Source organism: Shewanella septentrionalis (genome assembly GCF_025370265.1).
GTDB lineage: Bacteria > Pseudomonadota > Gammaproteobacteria > Enterobacterales > Shewanellaceae > Shewanella > Shewanella hafniensis.
The window spans coordinates 1-12,283 of record NZ_JAMTCC010000065.1 but is presented as its reverse complement, the minus strand read 5'-3'; the positions used below and the strand labels follow the sequence as shown (position 1 = coordinate 12,283).

The following is a 12,283-nucleotide window of genomic DNA, read 5'->3' as shown; positions in this document are numbered from 1 at the left end:
TAATTTAGGTTAACGTGCAAACGTTAGACTAAAGGAGCGGTAGTTCAGTTGGTTAGAATACCGGCCTGTCACGCCGGGGGTCGCGGGTTCGAGTCCCGTCCGCTCCGCCAACATTTCGATAAGCCCTAACAGCAATGTTAGGGCTTTTTCGTATCTGGAATTTATCTATTTCTATTGTCGCGGCTTCTTTTGCAAGGATCTAGCCTAGCTTCGTGTTCATAAGTTCATCGTTTCCTACCTGCATAGAATGAAAGCCTTTTCAAAGGTTGCAACCCATTCGTAGTAAATTTAAATCTCAGCCTACTTTTTGTCTAAGTTCGTCCTGCTTATTAATATTATGTCTTTCACGCACAGAATTGCGCTTGTGCGCGACTTGGCAGTATTGACCTGTGACACTGATCTCGGACAAATTAAACGGTATAATGCCTTATGTCTTTCATGAGTAACGAAAATGAATTGTCGTCTTGGGTGTGGTGCTTGCTGTATTGCGCCTTCAATTAGCAGCGGTATTCCTGGTATGCCAAATGGTAAGGCTGCGGGTGAGCGTTGTGTGCAGCTGAGTGATGCCAATTTATGTTTGATCTTCGGCTCGCCCGATCGTCCCGCGGTTTGTAGTGATTTCGATGCATCGGAAGATGTATGTGGTCATTCAAACGAAGAGGCGCTTTGGTTGATAACCCAACTCGAAGCTCAAACCTCTCATTAAGTTTATCGCTGACAGGTGAAATATGCAGTTAACTCGTTATACCGATTTTGGCGTTCGTACCTTGATGTATTTGGCGGTTCAGCCAGACAGAACCACTTTATTTAGAATTGCTGAAATTACGCAGGTATTTGATCTGTCTCCAAATCATGTCTCTAAGATAGTGCATCATTTAGGCAAGATGGGTTACCTCGAAACCATTCGCGGTAAGATGGGCGGTTTCCGTTTGGGTAAGCCTGCGAGTGAGATTAACTTAGGTCAGTTAGTTCGGGTGTTAGAGAACTCGTTGGCGCCGATTGATTGCAGCAAACCTTACTGCCGATTCACGCCTGCCTGTAAGTTGAAAGGCGTGTTAGCACAAGCAGTTGAAGCGTATTTGAATGTGCTCGATCAATATACTCTGTTGGACATTGTGAGTAATCGTGATGAGTTACTTGCCTTGCTGCCTGACATGTCTATCTCAGTGTTACAGCTGGATTAGTTCCACTTTTGTGTGCAATGCCGATGGGGAGTAAGCTTGATGCAGGTACTAGATCAATCCCCTCGGTTTTTAGTCTTTGTAGATTGGCCTTTAAGAAGCGCATGGTTTCTGGATAAGGATGGGCAATCGCCACTAGGTTACCTTGAGTATGTGCCTGACTTATCATTAAGTTAAATTGTCTTTCGAGTGCTTTAGCACTGGTATCATTGTCTAGAAACAGTTGGCGTTTTAATAACGGCACGCCCAACTGATCCGCTGTCTCTCCCGCCTTAGTGAATCTTGTTGTCATACTATCGATAAAATACAGATGCTTTTGTTTGAGGGTTTCCATAATCCAAAGCATAGGATCATCGAGTTGAGTCAGTAAGCTCCCCATGTGGTTATTGGCACCTTTAGCAAAAGGAACGCTGTTAATTGCATCGACAACACTGGCGCGGATTTGTGCCTCAGTCATAGTATTGGTCAATCCACCCAGCCCTAACGCCTTACCATTAAGTGCTTGCATAGGCAGATGCAGCATGATTTCGTGGCCCTTTTTATGGCCAGCATTGGCGAGTTCTTCGCCAAGAGGAGTATGAGGCAACACAGAGAGCGTGACTGTGCTGGGCAGTGCCAGCACGGCTTGATCGGTATGACGATAACCTATGTCATCAATAATGAGGGCAATCTGGGCAGCATGACTTTGAGAAATGCTTAGGGCCAATAGGGCCAAGGAATAAAGTAAGCGCACAGTTTCTTCTTATTAGTCATGATGCTGTATCCATGCAATGGCTGAAGTCACTTGATGATCTTGGGCCAGAGATGCATGGACGGATAGGGCGTCGATTATAGCCAAATTACCTGCGCCGGAACCAGTTTCTGCGGCAATTTTTATGTCTGGGACGATTCCTATATTGTGAATGTTTTCACCTCTGGGGGTATTGTACTGAGCAATGGTGAGTTTTATCGCGTTGCCATCTTCTAAGATGGGGATCAGGCTTTGTACTGTGCCTTTACCAAAACTGGTTTCACCTAACAGCTTAGCCCGACCATTTTCTTGCAGTGCGGCGGCGAGCACTTCGGATGCAGAGGCCGAGCCTTTGTTGATCAACACTAGCATGGGCACGTTAGTCAGCATGGTTTGTGGTGAGGCGTAGTAGTCGGAGTTGGCATCGAAGAAGCGGCCAGAGGTTGAGACTATTCGGCCCTTGGCGAGGAAAAGGTCAGCAATTTTAACGGCTTGGTCGAGCAGGCCGCCGGGATTATTACGTAAATCTAAGATGAGCCCGGCGAGCGGTTTGTTTTGCCATTGGCTGAGTGAGCGCACCATATCTTCGGTCGAGTTTTCTTGGAAGCTACTTAATCTGACATAACCAATATTGTCATCAAGCAGTTGAGTGGTGACAGATTCGATAGTGATAGTGCTCGGCTTGAGTGACACCTCAAAGGTCGTATCGTCATTGCTGTGCTTAAGCACTAGCTTAATGCTTTGATTGGTGAGGCTATGTTTTTTTATCTCGGCAAGGATATTGGCGAGGTTAGTCTCGGTCGCCAGTGTGTCGTTGAGCTTAACAATAATGTCGCCTGCGCGTATTCCCGCTTGTTCTGCTGGGGAATGGGCGAAGGGGGCGATGATGTTGATGTGGTCATTTTGGGTTGCGACTTCGAAGCCGAAACCAAAATATTCGCCGCGATTGGAGTCTTTGAGATCGAGTAATTCTTGGTGATTTAAAAAGCTGGAATAGGGATCTAAGTGCTCAAAAATACCTTTGATTGCCGCTTCTACTAACTCTTCTTTCGAAACGGTTTTTACGTAATAAGTTTCAACAGTTTCAAGCACATCTTGCAGTAACGGATAGTCAAAATCACTGCGATAGGACTTAGCGTTCTCTTGACTAGAGAGGCTGATGGATAGGCCCAAAGTCAGGCCTAATCCAACGCAACTGATATAGCGGATCATGTGTTTCATAGCCGTCCCCTGTGATGAGGGGACCGTTATGATTAGCGACAGTATTTCGCTGGATCGACGGCTTGCCCCTTGTGCCTTATTTCAAAGTATAGGCCAGCCTCGCTCTGTCCACCCGAACGTCCGACTAAAGCTATCGCTTCGCCGCTTTTTACCATGTCGCCAGGGCTTTTTAATAGGGTTTGAGCATGGCCGTACAGGCTCATATAACCTTTGCCATGATCGATAACCATCACCAGACCAAAACCGCGTAACCAGTCGGCATAAATAACCTTACCACCTGAAACGGCTCGAATATTTTGCCCTTCTGGTGCGGATAACATAGTGCCTTTCCACACCACTTGGCCGGAACGTTGGCTGCCAAAGCTGGCACTGACGCGACCTTTCGTCGGCCATTTGAGTTTGCCACTTTGTTTACCAAAACCTTCCATCGAAGGATTGTCTTTCATGGCCCGTAGCGCTTGTTCGACCACGCGCTTTAAGCTGGCCTCTTCAATTTGCAACTGTTCCAGCTCTGCGCCCTTAGAATTTAAGGTGCGTTGCAGCTCTGTGATGGTCCGTTGACGCTGATCTTGCTCTTGGCTCAAACGTTTGGCTTGGACCTGTTGTTCGGCCACGAGTTTAGTTAATTGTTTTTGCTTACTCGTTTGCGACACCTTGATCTCATCTAGCTCGGTCAAGGTTTGCTTTAATTCGTTGATCGACTTCATCCGCGCTTTATTGAGGTATTGGTAATAGGCCAACATACGCTCGATAGTGGCAGGACTTTGCTGATTGAGCATCATCTTAGTGTAATCGTGATTACCGGCAAGATAGGCGCTCGACAGCTGTTTCGACAGTGTTTGTTGCTGACTCACTTTTAGCGTTTCTAACTCATCTTGACGTTGTTTCAGCTCGGTCAGCTTAGTATCGATTTGCGCTAAGCTATTTTTGGTGCTGTTGACTTTTTTGGCCGCTGACGCAATCGCTTCTTCATCGCTACGCAGCAATGACAGCAATTTTTCTCTTTGTTTACTGGTGGTTTTTAACGCGCTTTGTTGTTGGTTTATTTGCGATTGGATTGATTTCAACTCGGACTGACGCTTCTCCAAATCAGAAGCGTTTGCCGAGAAACATAACATCATAAAGCCAGCAATAATGCTGGCTTTAACAACAAGGAGTCGAGTGCTCACTAGGTAACGGTTACTCTTTAATGTGGATTAAGGGCTTGCCCGTCATCTCTGCTGGAATGGCTTCGCCAATCAAGGTCAAGATAGTCGGTGCGACATCGCTGAGTTTACCACCTTCATCTATGGTCGCATCGCGGCCCACAAAGACGAAAGGTACCAGTTCACTGGTGTGCGCTGTGTGCGCCTGACCTGTGGTTTCGTCGGTCATTTGCTCGGCGTTGCCGTGGTCGGCGGTAATAATGCATTCACCACCCACTTTCGCCAGCGCATCCACTACACGGCCGATACAAGCGTCAACTGCTTCACAGGCTTTAACGGCGGCATCGAAATTACCCGTGTGGCCAACCATGTCGCCATTCGGATAGTTACAGATGATCACGTCGTACTTGGTCGACTCAATTGCCGCCACTAACTTGTCGGTGAGTTCAGTTGAACTCATCTCAGGCTGTAGATCGTAAGTCGCCACTTTAGGTGAGTTGATTAGGATGCGATCTTCACCTTCGAATGGCTCTTCTTTGCCGCCGTTGAAGAAGAAAGTCACATGGGCGTATTTCTCAGTTTCAGAGATACGTAGTTGAGTACGCCCTTGTTTTTGCAGTACTTCACCTAAGGTGTTCACCAAGTTTTCAGATGGATATGCGATAGGCGCTGTGATGTCGCCGGCATACTCAGTCAGAGTGACAAAGTGCATTTTCGGCACGACAGCACGTTCGAAACCATCGAAATCTGGATTGATAAAGCTACGGGTGATTTGACGGGCACGGTCAGCACGGAAGTTCATAAATATCAGTGCATCGCCATCTTGCAAGGTGGCAACTTGGCCGTCTGCATCAGTAATCGCCGATGAAGAGACGAACTCGTCGTTCTCGTTACGCTCGTAAGCCGCTTCCAATGCAGTAACAGCATTGTCGTATTGGAATTTTGACTTGCCTTGGGTGATCAAATCGTAGGCTTGCGAGACGCGATCCCAACGATTATCCCTGTCCATTGCAAAGTAACGACCAATAATCGAGGCGATGCGGCCATGGCCTAATGTAGTAAACAGATCATCAAAATGGCTCAAGCTGCCCTTAGCGCTACGCGGTGGTGTATCGCGGCCGTCGAGGAAAGCGTGCAAGTAAACCTTAGTTGCGCCACGGGCAACGGCCATACGGCACATAGCTTCGATATGCTCTTCATGGCTGTGGACGCCGCCGGGGGAAAGCAAGCCCATAATGTGCACAGCTCCGCCAGCTTTGATGGCTGAGTCTACCGCATCACACAGGGCTGGATTTTGTTCAAACTCATGATCTGCAATGGCTTTACTGATGCGAGTGAGTTCTTGATATACCACACGGCCAGAGCCTAAGTTAATGTGGCCAACTTCAGAATTTCCCATCTGGCCATCAGGTAAGCCTACATCTAAGCCTGAACCTGAAATCAAACTATGGGGATATTGAGCGTTGAGACGGTCGAGTACCGGAGTATTGGCGTGGAAAATCGCATTGTTATGCGTGTTTTCACGGTAGCCCCAGCCATCGAGGATCAACAACGCGAGCGGACGTTTAGCTGTCGTCATAGTGATACCTTTAAGTTTTATAGAAGCGATAGAAATCTGAAATTGGTCAAATATTACTACGTTAGCTGGGTATGAAAAAGCGCTTTACCCCGATTAAGGTCATCGAATCACTAATTCGTCCGATTCTGTGGCTGGCATGTAACAAGCACCTAGGCAATTGCGCTAAAAGTGCGATCTCGAACTGTGACTAAACTGCTGCAATCTGCCAAGGCAATCGGTATACTCTGTGCCCTTATCGAATTTTCGCCATTTATGCGGGCAATCATCATGCAAGAATATATCGAATTTTTTAAAGCTCACTCAATGTTAAGTCTGGCCTGGGTGGGATTATTTGTTGTGCTTGTCGCGAGTATCATCAAATCGAGCATGTCAAAAATCAAAAGTATTTCTCACCAAGAACTGACGATTATGGTGAACAGACAGGACGCTAAAGTCGTTGATGTGCGCTCTAATGATGAGTTCCGCAAGGGGCATATTGTTGATGCAATTAACGTTACGCTAGCAGATATTAAAAATAATCAGATATCTGCCCTTGAAAAGTTTAAAGCCAGTCCCATTATATTGGTATGCAATGCTGGCATGACCTCGTCTCAAGCCGCTCAGCTTTTGAGTAAGCAAGGTTTTGAAAACCTGTACAACTTGAAAGGTGGTATGGGTGAATGGCAGGCAGCAAATATGCCTGTTTCAAAAAGCAAAAGATAAGTTGTCGGCGGCAGTTATGATTTAAGCTGCACTCAATCCACCGGATAGTGCAGTAATAAAGTCATCATTGTTTGGCATACTGATCCTGCGGTCGCTAAGGGCTTAATGTAAGTTTTTAGACTGGTTCGATCGATACCCGAATATGGGTGAAAGTTGGGATGATACCGAGATCTGATACAGGCCTTGAGTAACATAAGCCCCGGGCCAATTTACATTCAAAGATGAATTGGCTTTCAAATAATAATTGGCTTTCAACGAAAAGCCGATACAACATTGATAGGATAGGTAGGAAATTATGGCTGAAGTAGCAAACAACGAACAACAAGCCCCACAATTCAACATCCAACGTGTTTACACTAAAGATGTGTCTTTCGAAACGCCTAACAGCCCAGCTGTATTCCAAAAAGAATGGAACCCAGAAGTTAAGTTAGATTTAGACACGCGCAGCGCTAAATTAGCTGACGATGTGTATGAAGTTGTCCTGTCTTTAACTGTGACTGCACAAAACGGTGGCGATACCGCTTTCCTATGTGAAGTACAACAAGCCGGTATCTTCTCTATCACTGGTCTGACTGAGCCACAACTGGCCCATTCATTAGGTGCATACTGCCCTAACATCCTATTCCCATATGCTCGCGAAACCGTGGGCAGCTTAGTTGGTCGTGGTACTTTCCCACAACTGAACTTAGCACCTGTTAACTTCGACGCGCTGTTTGCTCAATACGTGCAACAACGTCAAGCTGCTGCGACTGCACCAGCCGCCGAAGAAGCTAACGCTTAATTACATGAGAAACTCTGCCGATATCACGGTATTAGGGGCGGGCTCTTATGGCACCGCCCTTGCCATTTCTTTAGCCAGCAACGGTCATAAGACCTTGTTATGGGGGCACGATCCTGTCCACATGCAAACGCTCGCTCAAGACAAGTGCAACCAAGCGTTTTTGCCTGGTATTGCGTTTCCTGATTGTTTACAGATCGAAGCCGATTTAGCCAAAGCCTTAGCTGCCAGTAACAATGTGTTAGTGGTAGTACCAAGCCATGTGTTTGGTACTGTGCTTGAGCAAGCTAAACCGTTACTCCGTAGCGATGCGCGCATCGTATGGGCAACGAAAGGGCTCGAGCCTGAAACCGGACGTTTGCTGCAAGATGTGGCCCGTGATGTGTTAGGTGAGCAATATCCGCTGGCGGTGTTATCTGGGCCGACCTTCGCGAAAGAATTAGCCATGGGTTTACCTACGGCCATTTCAGTCGCGGGCACTTGTCCTACGTTCACTAACGATCTCGTCGAGCTGTTACACAGCCCTAAACGTTTGCGGGTTTACGCCAACGACGACTTTACCGGACTGCAACTTGGCGGCGCGGTAAAGAACGTGATCGCGATTGGTGCGGGCATGTCTGACGGAATCGGCTTTGGTGCCAATGCCAGAACAGCCTTGATTACCCGTGGTTTAGTCGAATTGACGCGTTTAGGCGAAGCCTTAGGAGCCAATGCGGCCACCTTTATGGGCATGGCGGGGTTAGGCGACTTAGTGTTGACCTGTACCGACAACCAATCCCGTAACCGTCGTTTCGGTTTAGCCTTAGGTAAAGGCTGTGATGTGATGACAGCACAGGCTGAAATCGGCCAAGTGGTTGAAGGTTATCGCAATACCAAGGAAGTGTTTACGCTTGCGAAACGCCTTGGGGTTGAAATGCCAATCACTGAGCAGATTTACCAAGTCTTGTACCAAGGTAAATCGCCCGTCGACGCCGCGAAAGAATTGCTCAGCAGAGAAAAGAAATCAGAAACGCCTACGCAATAAACCGCGAGCCGTGATGATGCTGAATAAAGGAAAGGGTGCTAAAATAGCGCCCTTTTTTGTGCCTAACGTTTGAGCTTATCTTTGCTCCGTTTAGCGGTTACTGACTTGCTTGCTAAAGGTTCGTGAGTCAGCAAACTGCCTGTTGGCAGCCAATACCAATCAATTTATCTGTGTGGAGTAAGAGCGTGAAACATCATGATGTCATTATTATCGGAGCCGGCGCCGCGGGATTGATGTGTGCCGCGACCGCAGGTTACCGAGGCCGTGATGTTCTCGTACTCGACAATGCCAAGCAAGCCGGGCGTAAAATCCTCATCAGCGGTGGTGGGCGTTGTAACTTCACCAACTTGAAAGTCGAGCCCGCAAATTTCCTTTGTGGTAATCCCCACTTTGTTAAGTCGGCACTCGCACGTTATCCGTCGCAGCAGTTTATTGAACTGGTCGAGCGCCACGGCATTGAATACCACGAGCGCGATCACGGCCAACTGTTTTGCAATGACTCGGCTAAAGAGATAGTCACTATGCTATTGACCGAGTGTGAATGGGCAGGCGTGACCATTAAGCTGCGCACCGATATTCTGGCCGTTAAAAAGACCGAGGCAGGGCACTTTGAGCTCAATACTTCTAACGGCGAATTGAGCTGTGACTCACTGGTTATCGCCACCGGCGGTTTATCCATGCCTAAACTCGGCGCTACGCCTTACGGTTATCAACTGGCCGAACAGTTTGGCCTCAAAGTATTACCCACTCACGCGGGTCTGGTGCCGTTTACCTGGCACAGTGAAGATAAAATTCGTTTCGAACCGTTGTCGGGCATAGCCGTGCCGAGCCGCATTACCGCCAAAGATGGCACTGCATTTAGCGAAGCCTTACTCTTTACCCACCGCGGCTTATCCGGCCCTGCAATTTTGCAAATTTCCAACTATTGGAAAGCAGGCGAAACCATAGAAATCGATCTCTTGCCGAATATGGATTTGGCGCAATTGCTAGAGCAACAGCTCACCGCGCATCCAAAACAAAGCCTGCGCAATACCCTCAGTCAATGGTTGCCTAAACGGCTGGTTGAAGTGCTATTCGATGAGGCCCTGTTGAACAAAGCCTTAAATCAACTAGTTCACGCCGAACGCGCAAAATTAGTCGATGATATCCACCGTTGGACATTATTGATGAATGGCACCGAAGGCTACCGCACCGCCGAAGTGACCTTAGGTGGTATTGATAGTAATGAGTTGTCATCCAAAACCATGGAGGCCAGCAAAGTCGCAGGTCTCTACTTTATCGGCGAAGTCATGGACGTAAGTGGTTGGTTAGGCGGGTTTAATTTTCAATGGGCCTGGGCATCCGGCGTCGCCGCAGGACAAGCGGTGTAGTTTAAGTAGGGAATTAGAACGAAGACAAAGTAGATTTACTTAGTTGTAATTCCGCCTATTGATGTTAGAGATATAAGCCTACTTATACTAGAAGTCGATTCCTAACGTAAAATTAGTCCGCCGTGGTATACCCCTGCTTTGGTGAATTAGGCTTATGAGGAAACGCCATTTTTAGCAACCCTTCTGAAATCATAGGCTTCAAGTAATTTTGTCGTAAGCTCTGAGGCTTACGATCTAATATCATTTCCAAAACAGAAACAGAGATATAATGTTCTTGGCAGAGGCCAGAAATCAGTGACTTCATCGTAACTGTATCTAATCGACGCTGTTCTCTTGCAGGAGCAGCTAAAGCGTTAAGTTCTTGTCGAAATGATTCGCTTAACACATCAAGGCTATCGACAAACGGTTTGTCAATTAAAGAGCTGATAAACCTGCCTTTATCATCTCTAGTTTCGTTCGAGTCAATAGCATTACTGTTGTTATGCGTTAAGTTACCAATGCTATGCGTTAAGCTTCTGGCGTTATGCGTTAAGTTATTTATAGGAGTTAACGCATTAGAAAAAACTTCCTCTGGGGATGGCAACTCCATTCCTGGTAAGCTGTATGACTTATCTCTTTTCTTTCCACTTGCGACAAGAAAGCCCTTATCGACTAGTCGAGGTAAAGCCAGCGTAACATCACGAGAATGCTTGCTGGTTAGCTGACAAGCTCGTTCGTGGTTTACCCAGCCTTCAATTGCTGCGGTTACAACAATCATCTGCTCAAGTTCGTTGAGTGAATAAAAGGTGGTGTTGCCAAACTTAACCGCTAACAACTGAGTTACTTCTTCTGGGATAAGGCTTGCGGTTGATAACTCTAAGAGGGTTTGCTCTGACGGTTCATATTTTTCGTACAACTTCGGGGTTCGCCACTTTGCCCATTCCCATCCACTATATATTTTGGGAATTCCTGAACCAGCACGCTCTCCCGCACCAATCATCAGAAACATTTGATGCATCCTGCGGTTTCTACAATCGCTTTCACCACCTTTTACTGCTATTTCTGGGGGGACACGCATCAACCCTGGGTTGCGAAAACCAAATAAATCAGGCCGCTTTACGATAAGGATTGAGCTTCGTCCTGTGTAATCTGCATGAACAAGCGTATTCACTAATGCTTCACGAATAGCTTCGTGGGCTTTTGAATCATCCAAGCGAATACCATTTTGAAGTTCAAATGGTACTTTTAAGTCCGTGACCAATTTCCGGTATGTACGACGATAGAAATCAAACACGTTTCCAGACCAAGATCCATCAGGGTAAAGGCGGTCCACCCAACGCTCAACACTGGCTTCATCTCGTTCACGATAGTCAACAAAATAATTCGGAACAGCGTCTTGAATGGCATCCCAAGTACCGAACATCAATACTCCAGCTAACGTTATACCTTCAACGCTAGTCTGACGATCTTTTCTCCATCCACCCAGCTTTTTAAACAGTTCAAAAAGGTCTAATTCCAGCCAAGGATGTTGCGGTTTAGCAACTGAAAATAAGTTCTTGTATGCTTTGAGACTGTCCATGTCGATATCAGAGAAGTCAAAACCAGTGAGAATTTTATCATCTCGGCTATCTTCTACCTGCTCTGCCATCATCCGCTTAACCTGCTCTTCACTACAGCGGTGATCACCTTCGTGTAGACGAGTGTAAGTCTCCTTCATAGGCTGATTTTTCAGATAAATAGGCTTTTGGTCACGACGAGCTGTTGGAATTTCTATAACTAGTAGTGATTTTCCTTCAATGTTCACCGTTTTAACACTATCATTTGTCAGTAAGTTTATGTTTACTTTGGCATTATTTCCTGCGATATCAAACAATTGTTTGTGAACAATCTCTATATCTTCAATCCCAGCTAATGTCAGTTGTCCTTTTTTCTCACGCACACCGAGAACAACATAGCCACCACGAGAATTGGCCATTGCGCTGTAAGTTGGCCAAAAATCATCAGGTAATTTACCTTTACCATCCTGTCCTTGAGCCAATTTAAATTCCAACTCCGCTGACTCTGATAAGGCTTGAAGGTCGACTAAATCCTGTATTTGAAACATATCTATCGCTTACCACCCGACTTTTTAGTTAATGAACATACTTATTAGCTTCAGTTATTGATCAACTCAAAGTTCTTGCTTAATTAGCAACAGTCTTCATTCAAACCTTAGCTTTTTTGTTCTACTAATAGGTTTAACTGCTACAAATAAAAAAAGCCACTGATAGTATGGAATATAACCTACAGTATCTTTCGTGCTATCACCAAGCGTATTTCTGCTAAGGTCTAAAAGTCGAACTTTGATAGAACGAAGGTGAGTTTTTTATTCATTGGCAATGAGTTAGCTGGAGTTTGGTCAATGGAATATTATGCAACATCCACTATAGCGGATAAAGGTTGAAGTGGATATTCAATGGATAGCTTATGCCATCAGATGTTTAGATATATGGCGGGAGTGCTTTCGTCGTTTTTCAAGGTGATCACAATGGGTGGCTTAGAAAGAATGACTCAGTTGGGGAATTCTGAGATATA

Annotated in this window: 11 protein-coding genes and 1 tRNA gene; 7 read left to right on the top strand and 5 right to left on the bottom strand. The window is 46.2% G+C overall.

Translation table 11 applies throughout. The features are described 5' to 3' along the window. The first annotated feature begins 33 nt into the window (after nt 1-33). The 3 genes from NE536_RS21655 (at nt 34) to NE536_RS21645 (ending at nt 1,184) form a co-directional block, all read left to right on the top strand. Nucleotides 34-110, top strand: a tRNA-Asp gene (locus NE536_RS21655). 341 nt (nt 111-451) lie between these two features. Further along, nucleotides 452-706 carry a YkgJ family cysteine cluster protein gene (locus tag NE536_RS21650; RefSeq protein ID WP_006083785.1) on the top strand — a complete coding sequence of 85 codons (255 nt, stop codon included), beginning with the start codon at nt 452-454 and terminating at the stop codon, nt 704-706. A gap of 22 nt (nt 707-728) precedes the next feature. After that, nucleotides 729-1,184, top strand: coding sequence for an Rrf2 family transcriptional regulator (locus tag NE536_RS21645; protein ID WP_006083784.1), 456 nt, complete (start codon nt 729-731; stop codon nt 1,182-1,184). Here NE536_RS21645 and NE536_RS21640 read toward each other — a convergent pair. From NE536_RS21640 to gpmM, 4 genes are read right to left on the bottom strand one after another with little or no spacing between them, the layout of a single operon-like run. Beyond that, nucleotides 1,159-1,914 carry a divergent polysaccharide deacetylase family protein gene (locus tag NE536_RS21640; RefSeq protein ID WP_261273979.1) on the bottom strand — a complete coding sequence of 252 codons (756 nt, stop codon included), beginning with the start codon at nt 1,912-1,914 and terminating at the stop codon, nt 1,159-1,161. The genes NE536_RS21645 and NE536_RS21640 overlap by 26 nt on opposite strands. 12 nt (nt 1,915-1,926) lie before the next feature. Further along, nucleotides 1,927-3,132: a S41 family peptidase gene (locus NE536_RS21635; RefSeq protein WP_261273978.1), complete on the bottom strand. Its 1,206-nt coding sequence runs from the start codon at nt 3,130-3,132 to the stop codon at nt 1,927-1,929. A 32-nt stretch (nt 3,133-3,164) separates the two neighbouring features. Further along, nucleotides 3,165-4,301, bottom strand: a complete 1,137-nt coding sequence (locus NE536_RS21630) for a murein hydrolase activator EnvC family protein (protein ID WP_014357870.1) — start codon at nt 4,299-4,301, stop codon at nt 3,165-3,167. A gap of 10 nt (nt 4,302-4,311) precedes the next feature. Beyond that, nucleotides 4,312-5,856, bottom strand: coding sequence for a 2,3-bisphosphoglycerate-independent phosphoglycerate mutase (gene gpmM, locus NE536_RS21625; protein ID WP_261273977.1), 1,545 nt, complete (start codon nt 5,854-5,856; stop codon nt 4,312-4,314). A gap of 267 nt (nt 5,857-6,123) precedes the next feature. On the opposite strand from gpmM, the gene NE536_RS21620 reads away from it, so the two are divergent. The 4 genes from NE536_RS21620 (at nt 6,124) to NE536_RS21605 (ending at nt 9,730) form a co-directional block, all read left to right on the top strand. Beyond that, complete coding sequence (locus NE536_RS21620; RefSeq protein WP_259574724.1) at nt 6,124-6,558, top strand: rhodanese-like domain-containing protein; 435 nt, start codon at nt 6,124-6,126, stop codon at nt 6,556-6,558. A gap of 295 nt (nt 6,559-6,853) precedes the next feature. Continuing rightward, complete coding sequence (gene secB, locus NE536_RS21615) at nt 6,854-7,339, top strand: protein-export chaperone SecB (RefSeq protein WP_006083777.1); 486 nt, start codon at nt 6,854-6,856, stop codon at nt 7,337-7,339. A gap of 4 nt (nt 7,340-7,343) precedes the next feature. Continuing rightward, a complete protein-coding gene (gpsA, locus tag NE536_RS21610; RefSeq protein WP_261273976.1) occupies nt 7,344-8,360 on the top strand; it encodes an NAD(P)H-dependent glycerol-3-phosphate dehydrogenase in 1,017 nt (338 codons plus the stop codon). A 185-nt stretch (nt 8,361-8,545) separates the two neighbouring features. Continuing rightward, nucleotides 8,546-9,730 carry a BaiN/RdsA family NAD(P)/FAD-dependent oxidoreductase gene (locus tag NE536_RS21605; RefSeq protein WP_261273975.1) on the top strand — a complete coding sequence of 395 codons (1,185 nt, stop codon included), beginning with the start codon at nt 8,546-8,548 and terminating at the stop codon, nt 9,728-9,730. A 112-nt stretch (nt 9,731-9,842) separates the two neighbouring features. Here the strand turns inward: NE536_RS21605 and NE536_RS21600 are convergent, their stop codons facing one another. Continuing rightward, on the bottom strand, nt 9,843-11,813 hold the full coding sequence (locus tag NE536_RS21600) for an RNA-binding domain-containing protein (RefSeq protein WP_261273974.1): 1,971 nt from the start codon (nt 11,811-11,813) through the stop codon (nt 9,843-9,845). Nucleotides 11,814-12,283 lie beyond the last annotated feature (470 nt).

Coding starts and splice junctions, on each gene's coding strand:
- NE536_RS21650 (WP_006083785.1), top strand. CDS start 452: ATGAATTGTCGTCTTGGGTGTGGTGCTTGCTGTATTGCGCCTTCAATT.
- NE536_RS21645 (WP_006083784.1), top strand. CDS start 729: ATGCAGTTAACTCGTTATACCGATTTTGGCGTTCGTACCTTGATGTAT.
- NE536_RS21635 (WP_261273978.1), bottom strand. CDS start 3,132: ATGAAACACATGATCCGCTATATCAGTTGCGTTGGATTAGGCCTGACT.
- gpmM (WP_261273977.1), bottom strand. CDS start 5,856: ATGACGACAGCTAAACGTCCGCTCGCGTTGTTGATCCTCGATGGCTGG.
- NE536_RS21620 (WP_259574724.1), top strand. CDS start 6,124: ATGCAAGAATATATCGAATTTTTTAAAGCTCACTCAATGTTAAGTCTG.
- secB (WP_006083777.1), top strand. CDS start 6,854: ATGGCTGAAGTAGCAAACAACGAACAACAAGCCCCACAATTCAACATC.
- gpsA (WP_261273976.1), top strand. CDS start 7,344: ATGAGAAACTCTGCCGATATCACGGTATTAGGGGCGGGCTCTTATGGC.
- NE536_RS21600 (WP_261273974.1), bottom strand. CDS start 11,813: ATGTTTCAAATACAGGATTTAGTCGACCTTCAAGCCTTATCAGAGTCA.